The organism is Pelagimonas varians (assembly GCF_003208435.1).
GTDB lineage: Bacteria > Pseudomonadota > Alphaproteobacteria > Rhodobacterales > Rhodobacteraceae > Pelagimonas > Pelagimonas varians.
The window spans coordinates 67239-88083 of record NZ_QKMF01000012.1 but is presented as its reverse complement, the minus strand read 5'-3'; the positions used below and the strand labels follow the sequence as shown (position 1 = coordinate 88083).

21 protein-coding genes are annotated in these 20845 nt (G+C 55.7%); 15 read left to right on the top strand and 6 right to left on the bottom strand.

The features are described from left to right. Window positions 1-140 precede the first annotated feature (140 nt). From hydA to C8N36_RS15690, 7 genes are all read left to right on the top strand, one after another. Window positions 141-1604 carry a dihydropyrimidinase gene (gene hydA, locus C8N36_RS15720; protein WP_097805772.1) on the top strand — a complete coding sequence of 488 codons (1464 nt, stop codon included), beginning with the start codon at window positions 141-143 and terminating at the stop codon, window positions 1602-1604. Window positions 1605-1607: 3 nt separating this feature from the next. Beyond that, window positions 1608-1862 carry a hypothetical protein gene (locus tag C8N36_RS15715; RefSeq protein WP_097805771.1) on the top strand — a complete coding sequence of 85 codons (255 nt, stop codon included), beginning with the start codon at window positions 1608-1610 and terminating at the stop codon, window positions 1860-1862. Between the two features lie 189 nt (window positions 1863-2051). Then, the gene (locus C8N36_RS15710; RefSeq protein WP_097805770.1) at window positions 2052-2831 is read left to right on the top strand and encodes an ABC transporter ATP-binding protein; all 780 of its coding nucleotides are present in this window, start codon (window positions 2052-2054) and stop codon (window positions 2829-2831) included. Window positions 2832-2855: 24 nt separating this feature from the next. Beyond that, complete coding sequence (locus C8N36_RS15705; protein WP_097805769.1) at window positions 2856-3719, top strand: ABC transporter permease; 864 nt, start codon at window positions 2856-2858, stop codon at window positions 3717-3719. Further along, entirely contained in the window at window positions 3716-4558 is an 843-nt protein-coding gene (locus tag C8N36_RS15700) for an ABC transporter permease (protein ID WP_097805768.1), read from the top strand. Before C8N36_RS15705 ends, C8N36_RS15700 begins: the two co-directional genes overlap by 4 nt. Beyond that, window positions 4555-5091: a DUF1993 family protein gene (locus C8N36_RS15695; RefSeq protein ID WP_097805767.1), complete on the top strand. Its 537-nt coding sequence runs from the start codon at window positions 4555-4557 to the stop codon at window positions 5089-5091. The genes C8N36_RS15700 and C8N36_RS15695 overlap by 4 nt, the downstream gene beginning before the upstream one ends. Window positions 5092-5121: 30 nt before the next feature. Next, window positions 5122-6111 carry an ABC transporter substrate-binding protein gene (locus C8N36_RS15690; RefSeq protein WP_097805766.1) on the top strand — a complete coding sequence of 330 codons (990 nt, stop codon included), beginning with the start codon at window positions 5122-5124 and terminating at the stop codon, window positions 6109-6111. Between the two features lie 50 nt (window positions 6112-6161). Here C8N36_RS15690 and C8N36_RS15685 read toward each other — a convergent pair whose 3' ends face one another. Next, complete coding sequence (locus C8N36_RS15685; RefSeq protein WP_097805765.1) at window positions 6162-7073, bottom strand: LysR family transcriptional regulator; 912 nt, start codon at window positions 7071-7073, stop codon at window positions 6162-6164. 156 nt (window positions 7074-7229) lie between these two features. On the opposite strand from C8N36_RS15685, the gene C8N36_RS15680 reads away from it, so the two are divergent. From C8N36_RS15680 to C8N36_RS15660, 5 genes are all read left to right on the top strand, one after another. Further along, complete coding sequence (locus C8N36_RS15680) at window positions 7230-8474, top strand: NAD(P)/FAD-dependent oxidoreductase (protein ID WP_097805764.1); 1245 nt, start codon at window positions 7230-7232, stop codon at window positions 8472-8474. A gap of 44 nt (window positions 8475-8518) precedes the next feature. After that, window positions 8519-9493: a TRAP transporter substrate-binding protein gene (locus C8N36_RS15675; RefSeq protein ID WP_097805833.1), complete on the top strand. Its 975-nt coding sequence runs from the start codon at window positions 8519-8521 to the stop codon at window positions 9491-9493. A gap of 56 nt (window positions 9494-9549) precedes the next feature. Next, window positions 9550-10083, top strand: coding sequence for a TRAP transporter small permease (locus C8N36_RS15670; RefSeq protein ID WP_097805763.1), 534 nt, complete (start codon window positions 9550-9552; stop codon window positions 10081-10083). A 108-nt stretch (window positions 10084-10191) separates the two neighbouring features. Next, a complete protein-coding gene (locus C8N36_RS15665) occupies window positions 10192-11502 on the top strand; it encodes a TRAP transporter large permease (protein WP_097805762.1) in 1311 nt (436 codons plus the stop codon). Next, a complete protein-coding gene (locus C8N36_RS15660) occupies window positions 11502-12428 on the top strand; it encodes a hypothetical protein (protein WP_097805761.1) in 927 nt (308 codons plus the stop codon). Before C8N36_RS15665 ends, C8N36_RS15660 begins: the two co-directional genes overlap by 1 nt. Here C8N36_RS15660 and C8N36_RS15655 read toward each other — a convergent pair. Further along, the gene (locus C8N36_RS15655; RefSeq protein ID WP_097805760.1) at window positions 12409-13704 is read right to left on the bottom strand and encodes a flavin-dependent oxidoreductase; all 1296 of its coding nucleotides are present in this window, start codon (window positions 13702-13704) and stop codon (window positions 12409-12411) included. The genes C8N36_RS15660 and C8N36_RS15655 overlap by 20 nt on opposite strands. A 144-nt stretch (window positions 13705-13848) precedes the next feature. Between C8N36_RS15655 and C8N36_RS15650 the strand changes: the two genes are divergently transcribed. From C8N36_RS15650 to C8N36_RS15640, 3 genes are all read left to right on the top strand, one after another. Beyond that, window positions 13849-15018: a pyridoxal phosphate-dependent aminotransferase gene (locus tag C8N36_RS15650; RefSeq protein ID WP_097805832.1), complete on the top strand. Its 1170-nt coding sequence runs from the start codon at window positions 13849-13851 to the stop codon at window positions 15016-15018. Between the two features lie 9 nt (window positions 15019-15027). Then, window positions 15028-15969, top strand: coding sequence for a 2-hydroxyacid dehydrogenase (locus C8N36_RS15645; protein ID WP_097805759.1), 942 nt, complete (start codon window positions 15028-15030; stop codon window positions 15967-15969). A 190-nt stretch (window positions 15970-16159) separates the two neighbouring features. Next, a complete protein-coding gene (locus C8N36_RS15640) occupies window positions 16160-17002 on the top strand; it encodes a sulfotransferase family 2 domain-containing protein (protein ID WP_097805758.1) in 843 nt (280 codons plus the stop codon). 18 nt (window positions 17003-17020) lie between these two features. On the opposite strand, the gene C8N36_RS15635 is transcribed toward C8N36_RS15640, so the two are convergent. The 4 genes from C8N36_RS15635 to C8N36_RS15620 form a co-directional block, all read right to left on the bottom strand. After that, window positions 17021-18067, bottom strand: a complete 1047-nt coding sequence (locus tag C8N36_RS15635; RefSeq protein ID WP_097805757.1) for an alcohol dehydrogenase family protein — start codon at window positions 18065-18067, stop codon at window positions 17021-17023. Between the two features lie 96 nt (window positions 18068-18163). Continuing rightward, window positions 18164-18919 (bottom strand): SDR family NAD(P)-dependent oxidoreductase, encoded by a 756-nt coding sequence (locus tag C8N36_RS15630; RefSeq protein ID WP_097805756.1) that lies wholly within the window; start codon window positions 18917-18919, stop codon window positions 18164-18166. A 29-nt stretch (window positions 18920-18948) separates the two neighbouring features. Next, entirely contained in the window at window positions 18949-19914 is a 966-nt protein-coding gene (denD, locus tag C8N36_RS15625; protein ID WP_097805755.1) for a D-erythronate dehydrogenase, read from the bottom strand. After that, on the bottom strand, window positions 19911-20831 hold the full coding sequence (locus C8N36_RS15620; RefSeq protein ID WP_097805754.1) for a sugar kinase: 921 nt from the start codon (window positions 20829-20831) through the stop codon (window positions 19911-19913). Before C8N36_RS15620 ends, denD begins: the two co-directional genes overlap by 4 nt. Between the last annotated feature and the right edge of the window lie 14 nt (window positions 20832-20845).

Sequence of the window (20845 nt, the reverse complement as noted above, 5' to 3'; positions counted from 1 at the left end):
ACCTTTGATCGGGGGCCAGCCCCCGAACCCCCGGAGTTTATCTGGCAAGATGAAGGGGCGCGGCGCGTCCAAGAATTGAAGCCGGGAATATTTGATTGAGAAAAAGCCTGCACAGGCACCTCGTTCAGGGAGACAAGAAAATGACCACCAAAGTGATCAAAGGCGGTATGGTTTGTACTGCGGACCGGACCTACAAAGCGGATGTCTTGATTGAAGGCGACATCATCAAGCAAATTGGCGAAGATCTTGTGGGCGACGAATACATCGACGCTGAAGGGGCCTATGTCATTCCAGGCGGTATTGATCCGCACACGCATTTGGAAATGCCCTTTATGGGGACGACGGCGGCCGAGACCTTTGAAAGCGGAACTTGGGCAGCGGCATGCGGCGGTACCACGATGGTTGTGGATTTCTGTCTGCCGGGCGCGGATGGAAGCATCAAGAATGCGATCAACGAATGGCACCGCAAATCCGCCCCGCAGATCTGTTCCGACATCGGTTATCACATGGCGATCACCGGTTGGGATGAGAACGTCTTTAACGAGATGAAAGACGCCGTTGATATGGGCGTGAACAGCTTTAAGCACTTCATGGCCTACAAGGGCGCGCTGATGATTGAGGACGATGAAATGTTCGCCTCGTTCAAGCGCTGTGCCGAGCTTGGCGCGCTGCCTATGGTGCATGCTGAAAACGGCGACTTAGTGGCCGAGTTGCAGACCAAGTATTTTAACGAAGGTATCACCGGCCCTGAAGGCCATGCCTATAGCCGCCCGCCTGAGTTGGAGGGGGAGGCCGCCAACCGCGCGATCACCATCGCCGACACCGCCGGTGTGCCCTTGTACATCGTGCATGTGTCGTGCGAGCAAACCCACGAAGCCATCCGCCGCGCGCGTCAAAAGGGGATGCGGGTTTATGGCGAACCTCTGATCCAATTCCTGACATTGGACGAGAGCGAGTATTTCAACAAGGATTGGGATCATGCCGCGCGCCGCGTGATGTCACCGCCATTTCGGTCAAAAGATCACCAAGACAGCCTTTGGGCTGGTCTTCAGGCGGGATCTTTGCAGGTGGTTGCCACCGACCATGCCGCCTTTACCACGGCGCAAAAGCGTGCGGGTCGGGATGATTTCCGGATTATTCCCAACGGGTCGAACGGGCTTGAGGAACGCCTTGCGGTGCTTTGGACCGAAGGGGTTGAAACCGGCCGCCTGACGCCAAACGAATTTGTTGCAGCCACGTCGACCAATGTCGCGAAGATCTTGAATATCTATCCCAAAAAGGGCGCAATTGTTGAAGGCGCGGATGCGGATATCGTTGTCTGGGATCCCAAAATTTCCAAGACGATCAGCACCGCCAGCCACCATTCCGTGCTTGATTACAACGTCTTCGAGGGTTTCGAGGTCAAAGCCCAAGCGCGCTATACCCTGTCACGCGGCGAAGTGATCTGGGCGTGGGGGCAAAATAGCCAACCGCAACCTGGCCGTGGCCGTTTCGTTCCGCGTCCGGCTTTTTCTAGCGCACAAAAAGCGCTGTCCCAATGGAAAGCACTGAACACACCGCGCAAGATCGACCGCAATCCACAAAACATCCCGGCGGGGATCTAAGGCATGAAGCCAGCACTGATCACCGGAGCATTTTTCATTTCGTCCCTAGTGGCGCTTCTGGTTGCTTTGGTGGCAGTCTGGTTTTTGACCGATACAATCGACGGGATAGGAAGCCTGTTGGAGACCCTTTCCGTCGGTATCGCCGCAGCGATCAGAGCTTTGCCGTTCTGGATGCTGATGGCATTTCCTGTCTTTACAGCCCTTCGTGCATTCGCGGTATGGAAGTCAAAGGAAAGCCTTTTGGTTTTGGGACCATAGGAGCGCTGATGGCCTTGGACCTGCCCTTGTCGATCAACCTTATTCTTGCTCTGCCCCAGAGAAGTTTAGACTGGTTTGGCACGGTATTTGTTGTTTTGAGTGGAATGGCCTCAGGGTGCCTTCAATGGTGGTTGGAACAAAAATGGTTCGTGATCGAACCACGATACATATGAACGGAATGGAACAAAAATGACGACCGTCATACAGGCAAATAACCTGGACCTGACCTATCAAACCAATGATGGGCCGGTGCATGCGCTCAAGGGTGTTGATCTGGACATCAACAAGGGTGATTTCGTGAGCTTCATCGGCCCGTCCGGCTGCGGTAAAACCACGTTTTTGCGTGCCATTGCCGATTTGGAGCAACCCACTGGCGGCACTTTGACCGTCAATGGCATGACCCCGGAGCAGGCGCGGCAATCACGGGCCTATGGCTATGTGTTTCAGGCCGCTGGTTTGTATCCGTGGCGCACGATTGGCGACAACATCCGCCTGCCGTTGGAAATCATGGGCTATCCAAAATCCGATATGGCACAGCGCGTCACCGAGGTGTTGGAGTTGGTGCATCTTGAGGGTTTTGAAAAGAAGTTCCCGTGGCAACTGTCCGGCGGGATGCAGCAACGGGCATCTATCGCACGGGCCTTGGCCTTTGACGCCGACATTTTGCTGATGGACGAACCTTTTGGCGCTTTGGATGAGATCGTCCGCGATCACTTGAACGAACAACTTTTGGAACTGTGGGCGCGTACGAACAAGACCATTGGTTTTGTCACCCATTCGATCCCCGAAGCGGTCTACCTGTCGACCAAGATTGTTGTGATGTCTCCGCGTCCCGGCCGGATCACGGATATTATTGACAGCCCGCTGCCCAAAGAACGTCCTTTGGACATTCGCGACACGCCGGAATTTCTGGAAATCGCGCACCGGGTACGCGAAGGTCTGCGTGAGGGACATGCATATGATGATTGAACGTAACGTCCGGGGGGCAGGGCTATGAAGTCGATCCTTCCCATCCTTACAGTCGTCGCGGCGATCTTTGCGATCTGGTATGCTTTTGCAGTCATTTTGAACGCGCCATGGGCCTATTCCAAGGCCGAGCGTGCGGATAAAACTCTCAGCTTTTCCGAAATGGTGTCAGACACCATGGCGCAGGATAAACCGCTCCTTCCGGCTCCACATCAGGTTGCGGTAGAAATCTGGAAAACCACAGCGTTGAAAAATGTAACGTCGAAGCGGTCCTTGGTCTATCACGGCTGGATCACGTTGCAGGCGACGGCCCTTGGTTTTGCCTTTGGTATAGGGCTGGGTATCATTTTGGCAGTGGCCATTGTCTATTCACGTGTGATGGATATGTCGGTGATGCCTTGGATCATCGCATCGCAAACCGTACCCATTTTGGCGATTGCGCCAATGATTGTGGTGGTTTTAGCCGCTATGCAGGTGGACGATATTGTCGCCAAAGGCGTGATTTCAATGTACCTCAGCTTTTTCCCTGTGGTGGTTGGCATGGTCAAAGGGCTGCGTAGCCCGGACACTATGCTGCTTGACCAGATGAAGACGTATAGCGCCTCTCCGTCGCAAGCGTTTTGGAAGCTGCGGTTGCCCGCGTCTGCGCCCTATTTGTTTGCCTCCCTTAAGGTCGGCGTTGCCGCCAGTTTGATTGGCGCGGTGGTGGCAGAACTGTCGCTGAGCCAAAACGGCGGGCTTGGCGCGCGCCTCTTGGCGGGCAGCTACTATGGTCAAACGATCCAGATATGGTCCGCGCTTTTGGCCGCGGCGACGCTTGCGGCTTTGATGGTTTTTGCCATCAGCGCGATTGAAAAGGTCACGCTTAGACGGATGGGAATGGCGCAATGATGTGGATACTCGGAAGTCTGGTGTTTTGGGCGCTGGCCGTTGTCTTGAACCTGTATTTGGTGCGCAACAAAGTGGCTGGGGCCGGTTTTATCGTGCCGGTGTTGTTTGGCATCACGGTTCTGGTGGTTTGGGAAGGCATGGTGCGCGGGTTCAACGTTAGCCCTGTGCTTTTGCCGCCGCCGTCATGGGTTGGCGTGGCACTTGTCAGCAAGACGCATATCTTATGGCAAGACCTCGTGCAGACCTTCTTTAAGGGTGCGCTGACCGGTTATTTCATCGGCTGCGGATCTGCGGTGTTGATCGCAATTGCCATTGACCGGTCGCCGTTTTTACAGCGCGGTTTGCTGCCGGTTGGCAACTTTATCGCCGCCCTGCCGATTGTCGGGCTGGCCCCGATTATGGTGATGTGGTTCGGGTTTGACTGGCATTCCAAGGCGGCAGTTGTCGTGGCGATGGTGTTCTTTCCGATGTTGGTCAACACAGTTCAGGGTTTGCAAGCCTCTGACCATATGCAGCGCGATTTGATGCGAACCTATGCCGCCAGCTACTGGGCCTCTTTGGTCAAACTGCGTCTGCCTGCGGCGATGCCCTTTATCTTCAATGGCCTCAAAATATCGACCACTTTGGCATTGATCGGCGCGATTGTTGCGGAATTCTTTGGCTCACCCATCAAGGGCATGGGATTTCGTATTTCCACAGAGGTCGGGCGGCTTTCGCTTGATATGGTTTGGGCAGAAATTACCGTGGCCGCGATCCTGGGATCTGCGTTCTACGGGATAGTTGCGCTGACAGAAAAGCGTCTTACCTTTTGGCATCCATCACAACGGAAGCAGCGATGAGCCAAGGATTGATCCAGCACTATTTGCCTGTTTTCAGGCACTATCTGAGCCGGATCGATCATCTGGCAGAACGGGGCACCGCTGCGCATCTCTCTGCGCGGTTATCGCCTGATGGCTTTACCGCGCTAGAACATTTTGCCATCGCCCAGCGGTACATCTTGCGCGGAGTCTATCCCTTGATCGGGCAAGACCTGCCTGAGATGGAGGAGGTGACAGATCATGCGGGGTTGCGCAAACGCGGAGGTTTTGTCCGCAGCTGTCTGGATGAAGTGGCGAAATGCAGTGCCCAAAACGCTGATGACATAACCCATGTCGCGGGACATTCGACGCTACGCCAATCCCCATACGACTATATTGCGCTTTACGCCGCGCCAAATTTCTTTTTCCATATGAATATGGGCTACGCGATTTTGCGCAGTCAGGGCGCGCAGGTTGGCAAAGGCGATTTTGATGGGTTTCATAGCTATCCGCAGGGGTTTAGCTTTCAAAACGACGGCGCGGGTCCGATGCCTGTGCAAACCGAACAACAATAAAACAATAACAAAGACAACAAGGAGACTGACATGAATACTTTTCTAAAAACAGCACTGGCAAGTGTGGTCGCGATGAGCGCGTCAATGGCGAACGCCGCTGACGATGTTACACTTCAGCTGAAATGGGTCACGCAGGCCCAGTTTGCTGGCTACTATGTGGCACAGGAAAAGGGTTTTTATGGCGACGAAGATCTGAACGTAACCATCAAGCCCGGCGGCCCTGATGTTGCTCCGGCGCAAGTGATCGCGGGCGGCGGTGCGGATGTGGTTCTGGACTGGATGCCATCGGCTTTGGCTTCTCGTGAAAAGGGTTTGAACCTTGTCAACATCGCGCAGCCTTTTGCCACGTCTGGCATGATGCTGACCTGCCGCAAAGACACAGGCATCACCGGACCCGAAGACTTTGCGGGTAAAACGTTGGGTGTTTGGTTCTTTGGCAACGAATACCCCTTCTTGAGCTGGATGAGCCAGATGGGTCTGTCCACAGATGGTGGCGACGATGGTGTGACGGTGCTGAAGCAAGGCTTTAACGTTGATCCACTGCTGCAAGGGCAGGCAGCCTGTATCTCGACAATGACCTACAATGAATATTGGCAGGTTATCGACGCCGGTCTGACCGAAGATGATCTCGTGACCTTCAAGTACGAAGACATGGGCGTCGCGACGCTCGAAGACGGCATCTATGTGCTCCAAGAAAACCTTGATGATCCGGCGTTTTCGGACAAAATGGTCCGCTTTGTGCGCGCGTCGATGAAAGGTTGGAAATACGCCGAAGCGAATCCGGATGAGGCCGCAGACATTGTGCTTGAGAACGATGCCTCCGGTGCCCAGACCGAAAAGCACCAGCAGCGTATGATGCGCGAGATCGCCAAGCTGACCGCAGGGTCAACGGGTGAACTGAGCGTAGAAGACTATGAGCGCACCGTTGAAACACTGATGAAAGGTGGATCTGACCCCGTCATCACCGCAACGCCGGAAGGCGCATGGACCCACGCGATCACCGACCTTGCGTTGAAGTAAACCTCTGCGTAAATCCAAGACAGAGGGCGTTCCAACCGGAGCGCCCTTTTTCAATCGCTCTTGAACCCGGCAACGGTGTAAGGGGTGATCTGTTCTAGCAGAAGGTCCAAAAACGCCTGCCCGATACGCGACAAGGGGCGGTGACGGGACGTGACAACGGCCATGTCCATATGCACGGCGGGTTCAAACGGGCGGCTTTCAAACCCGCCTTCGCGGTCAAAATCCAAGGCAAATGGATCGAGCATCGACACTCCCATGCCTTCACGGACAAAGCTAAGTACATTGCGAAACATATGGGTGTGGATTTGTGGCTGCCACGGCAGGCCGGCGTCTTGAAACGCACTGCGCATTTGCCGGTGGGTCATGTGATCGGGGCCCATGGCGATGATAGGCTCTTGGGCCAAATCCCGGACCGTGATCGTGCGGCACGCTGACAGTCGATGCCCCTGCGGCATGGCAAGGCGGCAGGCGACTTGAAACCTGTGGGCGCTTAGCCCGTCTTGCAGCAAGGGGGCTTCGCAAATGCCGATTTCAAACAATCCCGACAGCACCCATTCTTGGACTTTCGGCGAATACTGCGACTGGAAACTGATCGACAATCCGGTGCGGTCACGGGCAAATTGCGCAATCAATGGCGGCAAGAAACCGAATGATATTGAATGTTGCGAAACCACCTGCAACTGCCCGATCTGGCTGTTTTGCAGATCTGACACTGCCTGCGCGACATGATCCAATCCGCGCACAACGGTATCGACTTCTCGAAACAGATGGTCTGCCTCAGGGGTTGGCAACAAGCGCCCTTTTTCACGCACAAACAGCGGCACACGGGTTTGTTGTTCCAATTGAGCCAGCAAGTTGGACACACCGGGCTGCGAAATGCCCAGCATTTCGGCGGCTCCGGTCACAGTGCCGGTTTCGATAATCGCATGAAAGGCTTGGAGTTGACGAAAGCGCAAGGACATGTCGTGAAGGGTATCAGGAAAACTTATATGCAGTACAGAAATTAGTATTGGATATGATAATTATTCTCAGGCAGGCTGGCACGGTTGGCCCTATGGTCAAGATAGATTTGCGGAGACAGGTGGCCTGACTTGATCCGCGGAAGGCAAGGAAAACACGTGACAAAACATGTGGTGGTGATTGGCGCTGGTATTGTTGGCGTCTCGACGGGGATTTGGCTGCGGCGCATGGGGGCCGAGGTCACGATTGTTGACAAGGGTGCGCCGGGGCAGGGGACATCCTTTGGCAATGCCGGAATTTTGGCATCCTGCGCTGTGGTTCCGGTGACCACGCCGGGGTTGTTGATGAAAGGTCCGGGGATGCTCTTGGATAGGGATTTTCCCTTGTTCATGCGGTGGTCTTATCTGCCGAAACTGCTGCCATGGTTGGTGCGCTACTTGCGCAATGCCAATGACAGCGATACCCGCCGGATCATCAAGGGAGTCGCCGGTATTGTCGGCGATTCCGTCGAACAGCATCAATCACTGACCGACGGGTTGGCCGCAGCTCAAGAATTCGTAACGCCCTCGGACTATGTCTTTGCCTACAAAGACAAGGCCAGCTTTGATAAAGACAAATATGTCTGGGACCGCCGCCGCGAAGAAGGCTTTGTTCCCGAGATTTTGCAAGGCCAGCAGGTGCGCGACTACGACAGTGCGTACGGTCCGGCAATCGATTGTCTTGCAGTGATGAAAGAGCATGGCTTTATCACTGATCCGGGCAATTATGTGGCGGCGCTTGCGGATGCTTTTGTCGCCATGGGCGGGACGCTCATGCAGGCCGAAGTCAAAGATGTCACGCTTGATGGCGGGCGGATTTCGCAGGTCGAAACATCTACAGGTCCGGTTCTTTGCGACACGGCTGTTCTGGCTGGCGGCGTTTGGTCCAAACCCTTGATGAAAAAGCTTGGCATAAATGTTCCGCTGGAATCCGAGCGCGGCTACCACATCGTTTTTGAAGACCCCCAAGGTGGGCCGAAAAAGCCGTCGATGATTGCCTCGGGCAAGTTTGTGGCCACACCGATGAAGGCAGGTCTGCGCTGTGCTGGTATTGTCGAATTTGGCGGGCTTGAAGCGGGTATGTCAGACGCTCCCTTGGACTTGCTACGCCGCACCGTGCGCGAAGCTTTCCCCAATCTGACGTGGAAGTCCGAAGAGCCTTGGCTGGGGCATCGCCCTGCAACCACTGACAGCCTACCGTTGATCGGTGAGGTGAACAGCACCGGAGTGTTTGCCGCCTTTGGACACCAACATATCGGCCTGACTGCGGGCCCCAAAACCGGCCGCATCGTGGCAGGAATGATTACGAACCAACCAACGAACCTTGACGTAACGGCCTACGCGCCGCAACGTTTCAATCAATAAGTGCAAAAGCACAATTAACACCAACAAGGAGAAAACCAATGACAATGGTAAAGACAACTGTTGCCCTCGGGGCCGCAACGATGGCGCTGATGGCCGCCCCGGCGATGGCCGATAAATGGGATATGCCAATGGCTTATTCCGGCTCCAACTTTCATTCGGTGACAGGCGCTGAATTCGCCAAATGCGTGACCACCGGCACTGGCGGCGATATTGAAATAGTTACGCATCCATCCGGTTCATTGTTCCCGGGGGCACAGATCAAACGGGCGATCCAGACCGGTCAGGTCCAGATTGGCGAACGTCTTTTGTCAGGTCACCAGAACGAAGACCCCCTGTTCGGCGTCGATTCCATTCCTTTCCTCGTGTCGTCCTTTGACGAACATGCCAAACTGTTCGAAATCGCCAAACCCCACCTAGAAGAATTGCTGGCCACGCAAAACCTGACCATGGTCTATTCGGTTCCATGGCCCCCCCAAGGCCTGTACTTCAACAAGGAAGTCAATTCTGTAGCAGACATGGAAGGCGTCAAGTTTCGCAGCTATAACAATGCCACATCCCGATTGGCTGAGCTGACAGGCATGTTGCCAGTGACCGTAGAGGCTGCCGAAATCAGCCAGGCATTTGCGACCGGCGTGGCGGAATCCATGGTGTCTTCGGGGGCCACTGGCTATGACCGGAAAGTTTGGGAAAGCCTGAGCCACTTTTATGAAGTCGATGCTTGGCTGCCACGCAACTACATCATGGTGAATTCGGATGTATGGAACGGCACATCCGAGGCCAACCAAAACGTCATCAAAGCCTGCGGCGAGATCGCAGAATATGCTGGGACTTGGCGCGCCAAGGAATACACCGGCTTTACCATGGCAGGCCTTAGCGCAGGCGGTATGGAAGTCGGCCGCGCCGGAGATCAACTTATGGGTGATCTCAAAGCGATTGGTGAAACAATGACCGCAGAGTGGCTCGAAGCTGCTGGGGCAACCGGCCAAGCCATCGTTGACGCCTATAACGCTGCCGAATAAACTGCACACAGGCAGCCCGATTGATGGGCTGCCTGTCTCTCCTCAAAGGACCTGACATGACCTTTCTTCGCCTGATGCGGCGCGGTTTGGATGGCTTGTATCTCCTGTCGGGCATCCTAGCCTCGCTGTGCCTGATCGCCATTCTCTCGCTTATTGTTATCCAAATGTTGGCCCGATGGACGGGCGAAGTCTTTCCCGGTGCGCCGGATTACGCCGGCTATGCAATGGCCGCCGCGTCCTTTTTGGCCTTTGCGAATGCGCTGAATCGCGGCAGCCATATCCGCGTGTCGATCCTGTTGAACGCCGTGCCGGACAGCGTGCGCCGTTGGCTCGAAATTTGGTGTTTTGGCATGGGCACGGCCATCATGTGGTACTTTGTCTGGTACGGTCAGCGCTTTGTCTATTGGTCGTGGAAGTTCAACGATGTCAGCCAAGGCCAAGACAAAACACCGCTTTGGATTCCGCAAGGGGTGATGCTGTTCGGCGCAGTGGTCTTTGCCATCGCTCTGACAGATCACTTGGTGCACGTGATCTTCAAAGGCGATCACCGCATTCAACGTGATCTTGCAGATCAAAGCATGGGGGAATGACAATGTTACATCAAACGCCTCAGTTTTCTTCTGTCCAACAGTATCCCGGGGGGCAGGGGGGGCTGGCCCCCCTCCGTTCCTGTCAAATCCAACAGACAGGGGATTGATATGGAAAACCTCTCAATCATCATTCTGTTTCTCTTTGTCCTGTTTACCCTCTTGGGGACAGGCGTCTGGGTTGGCCTTGCGCTGATGGGCGTGGCTTGGGTCGGGATGGAGCTGTTCACCACACGGCCCGTTGGCGATGTTATGCTGACCACGATCTGGTCGGCCTCTTCAAGCTGGACGCTGACTGCGCTGCCATTGTTCATCTGGATGGGTGAGATCTTGTTTCGAACCCGTCTGTCCGAAGATATGTTCAAAGGTCTCAGCCCCTGGATGGCGCGCCTTCCTGGCGGGTTGGTTCATACCAACATCGTTGGCTGCACGGTTTTCGCCGCCGTGTCAGGGTCTTCAGCCGCAACGCTGACCACCGTCGGAAAAATGTCGATCCCTGAACTTCGCAAACGCAATTACCCGGAAAAGATGATTATCGGCACTTTAGCAGGGGCGGCAACACTGGGTCTGATGATCCCGCCATCGCTAACACTCATCGTTTACGGTGTGACCATCAATGAATCGATCACCAAACTGTTCTTTGCGGGGATCGTTCCGGGCCTTGTACTGGCCACGATGTTCATGGGCTATGTCGCGATCTACTCCAAGCTAAGCAAAGACTGGCACCCCGACGCCGAGCCAAGCATGACACTCTCCGAAAAACTCGCCAATTCGCGGTTTTTAATTCCGGTCATGTTGCTGATCACTGTGGTCATTGGCTCCATGTACCTTGGCTATGCCACAGCGACCGAGGCCGCGGCCTTTGGTGTGATCGGAAGCTTGCTGTTGGCGGCAACGCAAGGCTCGCTCACATGGCCGACTTTTTCTGAAAGCCTGATGGGTGCGACCCGCACCAGCGCGATGATTGCCCTGATCCTTGCAGGCGCGGCGTTTTTGTCTTTGTCGATGGGGTTTACCGGTTTGCCGCGTGGGTTGGCTGATTTGATCGCTGGTTGGGAACTCACCCGCTTCGAGTTGCTCATGGTTCTTTTGGTGTTCTACGTCATCTTGGGCTGTTTTCTGGACGGGATTTCATCAGTGGTTCTGACAATGGCCGTTGTTGAACCCATGGTTCGCGAAGCCGGAATCGATTTGATCTGGTTTGGCATCTTTATCGTTGTGGTGGTTGAAATGGCGCAAATCACGCCTCCGATTGGCTTTAACCTCTTTGTGCTGCAAGGCATGACCAATCACGAGATGAGCTATATCGCCCGCGCCGCCATCCCGATGTTCTTGATCATGGTGTTGATGGTTTTTGTGCTGATCTTGGTGCCGGATATCGCCACTTGGCTGCCTGAGAACATGCGTTCAGGACCGGGTTGATGCTTCACGCCGTCGCCCGGCACGCAAAACTGTGCCTTGTCGCCGGCTTGATTGTCGGAGCAGCCCTGCCAGATCTGGCGGGGCTGCTGCGTCCATGGTTGGGACTTCTAATCGGTGCGCTCTTGACGATAACGGCGTTTCGCATTGGTCCAAAAATGGCCTTTGGCAGCAGGTCAGAGTTACCGGCGCTTTTGGCGCATGTCTTGTCCTTGCAACTGGTTGCGCCTTTGATGGCGCTGACCGTTGTGCTGTTGCTGTTTACCGATATTCCGCCGTTCCTTTTGGCCGTTATTTTGATGCTTGCAGCCCCTTCTGTGACAGGGGCGCCTAATTTCGCAATCATGACGGGGCACGATCCTGCACCGGCTTTGCGAATTTTGGTACTGGGAACAGCCTTGTTTCCGCTGACCATGCTTCCGGTGCTTTGGGCATTGCCTGAGTTGGGCCAACCCGGTGCCGCCATGCTCCGGTTGATTGCCACCATTTTGCTGGCGGTTGGCGCTGGCTTTTTGCTGCGGGTGTTACGTCCCAAGATCACGCAATCGGACACCGAAAATCTTGACGGTTTGGCCGCGCTTTTATTGGCCGTGGTGGTGGTCGGGCTAATGTCGGCGATCGGGCCCTTGCTGCGCGATGATCCGATGACGCTTTTGATGTGGCTGGCTGGCGTGATGTCGGTCAATCTCGGGCTTCAACTGGTATCTTTGTTCACCATGGGGCGGCTGCTAAACATGCCAGAAGCCGTGCCGGTTTCGATAATATGGGGCAACCGGAATATCGCGCTCTTCTTGATCGCTTTGCCGGCCGAAGTGACCGAGCCGCTGTTGATTTTTATCGGCTGTTACCAGATCCCGATGTATCTAACCCCGATCTTGATGAAGCCCATTCACAACAGGTTTGGCCGCCCTAACGAGACGGCAGCGTAACCTGTGCCCCTTTGGGAATGCGGCGCGGGGCAGCGTTCAAGGCATCTTTGGAAAGTCCCGCAGCGGTCTTGTAACGCGCCATAAAGGTGTTGCGTTCTTCTAGCGAGACGACATCGTCGATGTTTTCAAACACACCCTCGCAGCGGCTGTTGACGATCTGGAGCAATCCAAACGGGCCAGCCCCCCGGTTACGCAAAACCAGTTCGGAGATCGGGCCACAAAGTTCGTCATTAAACGATTGCAGTGCGCCTTGGGTCAGTCCCTGTTTTAGAAAATATCCCGTCAAGGTACGGGCATCGATAATCGCTTGGCTCGCGCCGTTTGACCCTGTGGGATACATCGGATGTGCGGCATCCCCGAGCAAGACAACCGGTCCATCGACCCATGTCGGGATCGGATCGCGGTCAATCATCGGGTTCTCAAAAGCCTCGCTTGCGCCATTGATTAGGGCGGGTGCATCGAACCAGTCATACCTGAACCGGTCAAAGATATGGACGAATGTGTCAATGCCTACGGGGCGAAACCAGCTGTTGCGCTGCCGCTCTGATGCTGTGTCCGCCACGGTTTCCGCGATCCAATTGATCTGCGCCAACCCGGTGTCCGGATCAACGGGCGAGATCGGATACATAACCATGCGTTGGCGATGTGTGCCAAGGCCGATAAATGAGGCCCCGGTGCGCACTGGCTTGGCAAGCGAAGTCCCACGCCACATCAATACACCGCCCCAATGAATTGGCGGCTGCTCGGGATGCATCTGGGCGCGGATCGCCGAGTGAATGCCATCCGCACCGACAAGGATCGTTCCGGATTCTTGGGACACAAGCCCACTGCTGTCTTCGATGGTCACCGTGACGCTACCGTCTTCATGTTTTTGGTAGCTTTTGGCACGGGTTCCAAGCCGGACGGCCTCTGGTCCAGCGCGGCGGATCAATTCCTCATACAAGGAAACATGAAACTTGCCGCGATGAACGGCGTACTGTGGCCAAGTATAACCGGCATCCCGGCCGCGCGGTTCTACATGAATGTCGCGCCCGTTTAACCCAACCAATGCCCATTCCGTCAGCGGCATGCCGAAAGTCGCGAGGAGGTCTTCGCCAATGCCCAGATCTTCCAGTTCCCGCACGGCATTGGGCTGAAGATTGATCCCGACGCCCAGTGGTTTGAGCGCCCGAACCGATTCCAACACCAGAAAAGGAACACCGACTTCGTGCAGGGACAGGGCCAAAGCCAAACCGCCAATGCCACCTCCGGCAATCAGTACGCGTGGTTGTGTCATTGCGGGTCTCCTGTATTCCCTAGCGGCAATCAAATGCGGACAGGCCATGGGTGCAACCGCTTTTTGACAATTGCGAAGATTAATGCAGATGGTATACCAAAACCAAGGTGCCTTCGGGCGCATGAAAAAATCGGGGGAAACAGCATGACACAGCTGAAATTTGCCAGCAGCCTGTCGCGGCTCGGCACGGAATCTGCCTTTATGGTTCTGGCGCGGGCGCAGAAACTGGCGGCGCAGGGCAAGGATATCATCAACCTTGGCATTGGCCAGCCGGATTTTCAAACGCCCGAGCATATCGTTGAGGCGGGCATCAAGGCGCTGCGCGACGGCCATCACGGGTATACGCCGGCCAATGGCCTGCCTGCGTTGCGCGAAGCTGTCGCCGCAGATCTGCACCGCCGCCACAAGGTTGAGGTGAACCCAGACAATGTCGTTGTAGTCCCCGGCGGCAAACCCACTATGTTTTTCGCGGTGATGATGTTTGGTGAACCGGGCGCAGAAATCATGTACCCCAACCCCGGATTTCCGATCTACGAAAGCGTCATTCGCTATTCCGGTGCCACGCCGGTGCCGATCGCGCTTGAGGAAAAGAACGGCTTTGCCTTTTCTGCGGAAGACTTGCTGTCCAAAATTACGCCCAATACAAGCCTGATCATCATCAATTCACCTGCCAACCCAACTGGCGGCGTCACTCCGCGTAGCGAGATCGACAAGCTGGTCAAGGGCCTTGAGGCGCACCCCCATGTGGCGCTGATGTCGGACGAGATTTATTCCAACATGCTTTACGACGGGCGCGAACACGTTAGCCTGCTGCAATATCCGGAAATTCGCGACCGTTTGATTATGCTGGATGGCTGGTCGAAAACCTACGCGATGACCGGTTGGCGGTTGGGCTATGCCGTCTGGCCGGATGCCTGTGTCGATCATGTGACGCGGCTATGCATCAACGATCATTCGTGTGTGAATGCTGCGACCCAGTTTGCCGGAATTGCCGCGCTCAACGGGCCGCAAACCGCTGTAGATGAAATGCTGGTCCAGTTCGACAAACGCCGCAAGATTATTGTCAACGGTCTGAACGCTTTGCCGGGGGTACGCTGCGCCGATGCGGCAGGGGCATTCTATGCTTTCCCGAATATCGAAGGGACAGGACTGACCGCCATGCAAGCGCAGGACAAATTTCTGGACGAGGCAGGGGTCGCCACGGTTGCGGGCACGTCCTTTGGCGCATGGGGAGAAGGTTATTTGCGCTTTTCCTATGCCAATTCCGCCGAAAATATCACCGAGGCGCTGTCGCGCATTTCCAAACTGCTTTGAGGAGCCACCATGACCAATGTTTTGCTACTGGGAGCAGGGTTTACTGCCGATGAACGTGCCCGTTTGACAGAGACGTTTGACAGCGTTTCCGCAGCGCAGGCCGAAGATGTTGCCAAGATCGATGCAAGCACCCGTGCGGGGATCAAAGCTGTTGCCTTTAAAGGGCATATGCCGCTGGGGGCCGCGATTATGGACCAGTTGGCGGGCCTTGGGGTGATCGCCAATTTTGGCGTTGGTTATGATGCGATTGACGTCACTGCCGCCTCTGCACGCGGGATCAAGGTGACCAACACGCCTGACGTGTTAAACGACGATGTTGCCGATCTGGCGGTTGCGATGCTGTTGGCGCAATCGCGCAATATGATTGTGGGCGACGCGCGGGCACGTACTGGCCTTTGGGCGAAAGAAGGAGAGCTGCCCTTGAATCGCAAGGCGTCCGGGTCTTCGGTTGGCATCGTCGGACTTGGCCGGATCGGGCGCGAGATCGCCGACCGGCTGGCGGCTTTCAAGATGGATATCCACTATAGTTCGCGCTCTGAAAAGCAGACCCCGGGCTGGACCTATCATTCTGATGTCGTGTCGTTGGCAAGCGCTGTCGACTTCCTTGTGATCGCCTTGGTGGGCGGCGCAGAGACCGAAAAACACGTATCGGCCGAAGCCATCGCGGCCCTAGGTCCGCGCGGCGTTGTCGTGAACATTTCGCGCGGCACCACCGTGGACGAAGCCGCCTTGCTGGATGCTTTGGAAAGCGGTGCAATCGCGGGTGCGGGCCTTGATGTGTTTATGAACGAGCCAAACATCGATCCGCGCTTTGCCGCCTTGGACAATGTCGTTTTGCAGCCCCACCAAGGTTCCGGCACTGTCGAAACTCGCACCGCTATGGCGGTGTTGCAGCACGACAATATCGCGGCGTTTCTAGCTGGTCAGGATCTCCTGACACCGGTGAACTGAGACTGATTGACCTTTCCCCCGTTTAAAGCGCAGCTTTGAACGGGGGAGGGGGACTTGCCCGATTTGGGGCTTATCCTTGACGGAAGGTGGGGCTTCGGTGGATAGGTCTGTCTATTGTCAAAGGCGCATTGGTTCGTCTGCACCAAGTGGTGCTAGGCAAAAACGTCTAATAAAAACGAATCTTGATGCCATGAAAATTCCGTCACTCACGCCCTACGTTAATCCGGTTCGAAACTTCGCGCTCTATGCGGCCGGGAAAAGCGGAAATACGATGCTCAGAGACTGGTTCATGACCAATCTTGGTGCGTTTTCATTTCGGGAAGTGATGTTAAGTTTACCGGCCCCGCATCGTGGACGGTTTCTGGCTGGCATGGCACGGCGCAAAAAACTGGCCGCGCGGATCTGGATCAAGGGATCGGCTAGCAACGCCGACCTCCGTGTGTTTTCAGATGTGTATCGTGCAACTGTTTCCCAAGCGATTGTAAACACGCTCGAATTCCAAAACACGTATAAGATCGCCGTTGTGCGCAATCCTGCGTCGCGCGTTGTCAGCGCCTATCTAGACAAGTTTTGCGGCGAAGACTGGAACAAGGACTGGGTCAAGGATGTGGTTGGACAGGTCGGTGCGGAAAGAGGGATAAGTTTCAACCAGTTTTTAGACTACTTATTGGAGGCAGACCCGAAAACACTGAACGGCCATTGGTGCCCGCAGTCTTTTGTTTTCAAAGACATCGAGTTCGACAAGGTCATCAAGCTTGAACAGCTTTCTGAGGGTTTCAAAGACATCGAACCCATCGTCGGACGCCGTGGAGCAGAGGTTTTAAGGCAGCGCAGACAAGTGCAAAAATACCGCGACGATTGGCGCGGTATGTCAGGCGACCTTGTTGAAGCCCCGAGCGATTTGCTGATCCAAACCCGTGAAAGTGGCGGAGGTGTCCCCCCGAAGGAGCAGTTCCTGACCGAAGTTACACGCCGCAAAATTGCCCAAATATATGCTGGCGATTTCGAACGCTTTAGTTATTCGAAACCCTGACGCAGCTGGCGGGTTGGCCTAGCCAACCTCCAATACGATCTTGCCGACATGACCTTTTTCACCAAACGCCTGCTGTGCGGCTGCAATATCGCGCAAAGCATAGGTTTCGGCGACCAGCGGTTTGATCTCTTGCCGTTCAATACGCCCGATCAAATTGCCAAACACTTCTGGTTCCAACACTGTGCACCCGAAAAAGCTTAGGTCTTTGAGGTAGAGCGTACGCACATCCAATTCGACCAGAGGGCCAGCTATTGCACCAGAAACCGCATAGCGACCTCTGGGTCGCAAGATGTCCAACAAAGTGGGGAACTGGGGGCCTGCGACCAGATCAATCACAACGTCAACGCTGTTGCCTCCCAGCGCGCCCAGCAAATCTGCGCCGCGATCCACGGTTTGTGCTGCGCCAAGCGCCCGCAAACTGTCCGCCTTGGATGCACTGGTCTGGGCTATCACCGTCGCTCCGCGCGCTTGTGCCAATTGCACGGCGGCAGAGCCAACACCGCCAGAGGCACCGGTCACCAATACGGTATCCCCTGCCGCGACACGCGACCGAGTCAGCATGTTTTCAGCAGTGGAATAGGAGCAAGGAAAAGAGGCCAGTTCGATATCTGTCAGATCGCAGTCAACGCCATGGGCATGGCGCGCCGCGACGCGGGTGAATTGCGCAAAGCCGCCATTGCATTCCGATCCAAAATACCATGGGTAATCCGGTTCAGCCCCGTTTACTTCGCGTAGGCAAGGTTCGATCATAACGCGTTGACCGATACGGGCCGGATCAACACCGTCCCCGACCGCAACGATGCGGCCACAAACATCTGCGCCTTGGATGTGCGGAAAGTGCATGGCCTCGCCGGTCCAGGTTGCGTCATCTGACGCTGAATCGCCCTTGGAATACCATGCGGTGCGGGTGTTGATATCGGTGTTGTTCACCCCTGCCGCCCCCACTGCGATGATTACATCGCCGGGACCTGTGACCGGTGTTGGCAGGTCATCACGCCATTCCAGCATTTCAGGGCCGCCATGGCCGATCAGGGCAACACCGCTCATGGTTTCAGGTAACATCATCAGTCATCTCCGCCCTCTATAGCCGAGCGTAGCGTTGCGGCGGTGGATCCGAACTGTCAAGGCCAAGGTATAACGCGCCATTGTGCAAGGCCCCGCTTATACAGATCCAGCTTCGACAAAGAAGTTTGAAGCCGTGCACATCGCGGCATCGTCTGATGCCAGATACAGCACCATCCGCGCCACATAGACCGGATCAATCGGATCAGGCAGGCATTGGTTGTTCAGATGATTGGCCAGCGCTTCTGGTGTGACCCAAAGCTCCTTCTGGCGATCGGTCATGATCCAGCCGGGAACGACGGTGTTGACGCGAATGCGGTGGCCACCCAAATCGCGCGCCATGGTGCGGGTAAGCCCGTGGACGGCGGCCTTGGCGGTCGCGTAGGCGGGGAAGTTGCCCACCGCCTCGAACCATGAATTCGACCCCATGTTGATGATTGACCCGCCCCCTGCTTTGATCATCGCGGGGGCGACGGCCTGCATGGCAAAGAACATGTGGCGCAGGTTGGTTTGTTGGCGTTCATCCCAATATTCAGGCGTCACTTCGGACCAGTCATGCCGGTCGTCGCGGGCTGCGTTGTTGACCAGAACATGCGCATCGCCTTGGCGCTCTGCCAGTTTGGCAAAGGCAGATTTCAGGTTTTCGATGTCACGCAAATCGCAGGCCTCAAAGGCGATATCACCTTCGGTGCGCGCAATCAGCGCCTCGGAACCGGCGACATCTTTGTCGACAAACCCGACCTTTGCCCCTTGTGCCGCAAATCCTGTGGCGATTTCGGCCCCGATGCCCGATGCGCCGCCCGTGACAAACACAGTGCGTCCTTTAAGGCTGGGATAAATGGCGAACTGTGTCATGTCGTATTTCCTTTACTCGGAGGGCAGTATCAGGTCTTTGGGGCGTCATCTTCGAGATAGATACGGATGTTGTCTTCGAAACTGGCGTCTGCCTCAAGCCCCAAAGCCAGTCCACGTTCCGGCCGGATGTCCATCTGCCAGCCCTTCAGGATACCATCAATTTCCGGCTGTTTTTGCCAAGTAATACGCGTGGCAGCTGCGGGGCCGGTGACGGCGGTCATCGCTTCGATCATCTCGCCAATCGACCAAACGCGACCGGGCATGGTCATACAGCGGTTTTTGCCCAGATCTTCGGCCTTTAGCTCGGCCCCTTTGATCAGGTTTTCCACGCATTTACGTGGCGACAGGTAGAAGTGTTTGAAGTCCGGCTCGACGGGGCAATTTGCGGTTTCACCGGCCAAAGGTTCGCGAAAGATCGAAGACATAAAGCTGGACGCCGCGCGGTTCGGTTTTCCCGGACGCACTGTGATGGTTGGAAGGCGAAAACCGCGCCCGTCAATCAGGCCGCGGCGTGAATAGTCGGTGACGAGATATTCGCCGATGGCCTTTTGCGCACCGTAGCTGGTTTGCGGGTTTGGCAGGCTGTGGTCGGTAAAGGGCTGCGGTGTATCGCCGCCAAACACCGCGATCGACGAGGTGAAGACGACAACAGGGCAGGTGCCAAGGGAGCGGCAGCGTTCCAGCACATTCAGCACGCCCATCATGTTGACTTGCAAACCGGCGTCCAGATCCTCTTCGGCATGGGCTGACACGACAGCGGCCAGCAAGTAAATGACGTCTGTATCGGCATCAATGGTTTGTGCGACTGAACCGGGGTCGGCGATATCGCAGGGCTGATAGCTGACGGGAAACGGTGCCTCGATGGGCTTTGGATCGACGATATCGGCCAGAACCATCTGGTCGATTTTTGCGCCGCGCAATTCACCGCGCTTCGCCAAGGAAATTGCCAGTCTGCGACCCAAAAGACCGCCTCCGCCCAAGATCAGTACCTTCATGTCGCGTGTCCCTTTCCAAAAATGTCCGGTGCCAATGCCCCGCGCCGTTGAATAACCTGTGCTGCCAGTTCCGAAGCTTCTTTGGTGGCTTCGGCGGCTGTGGCCCCTTGAACCAAGGTCACCAAAAAGCCGCCTGCAAAGCTGTCGCCGGCTGCGGTGCTATCAACCACGTTGGTCACCACAGCCGGGGTGACCAGACTTTCGCCAACCCCCTCTGCCCAAACGTGGCAGGTGTCTTTGCCATTTTTGACGGCAATGACCTTGGCCCCGACTTCGCGATAGCGTGCAATGGTGTCCGCTTGGGTTTTGTCCCCGAAACAGGCTTCTTCTTCGTCAAAGCTGGGCAGAACCACGTCAGCCACAGACGCGCCAAGAACCAAACCATCGCGCATGGCTTGTTCGCTTTCCCACAATTTGGGACGCAGATTTGTGTCGAAGGCCACCAAAGCCCCACCTTCGCGGGCGCGGGCCAAAGCGCGGGCCAGCACTTGGCGTTTTTCGGGGCTCAGAATGGCCAAAGTAATGCCAGAGAACTGAATGACCTGACGGTCTTTCAGGATACTGTCCAACCAGGCTTCGTCATCGGCCAGCAAACGCGCTGCCGCTTCGCCGCGCCAATAAGAGAAGCTACGTTCACCGTTTTTGAGCTGGATAGAATACAGCCCCACCGTGCGATCAGGCACACGCCGGATGGTCGATGTGTCGATGCCGTGGTTTTCCATGTATTCCAACATGCCGTCAGAGGCGGCATCTTGCCCGACCACGGTGCCATATTGCACCGTCCAGTCATCCCCCAAAAGCTGGCGTGCATACCATGCACAGTTGAACGTATCACCGGCATAGCCCATTCGGTACAACCCGTCAGAGGTGGGGGCCAATTCGACCATGCATTCGCCGAGGCACAAAAAGCGGTTCATATCTGTGTTTTCCG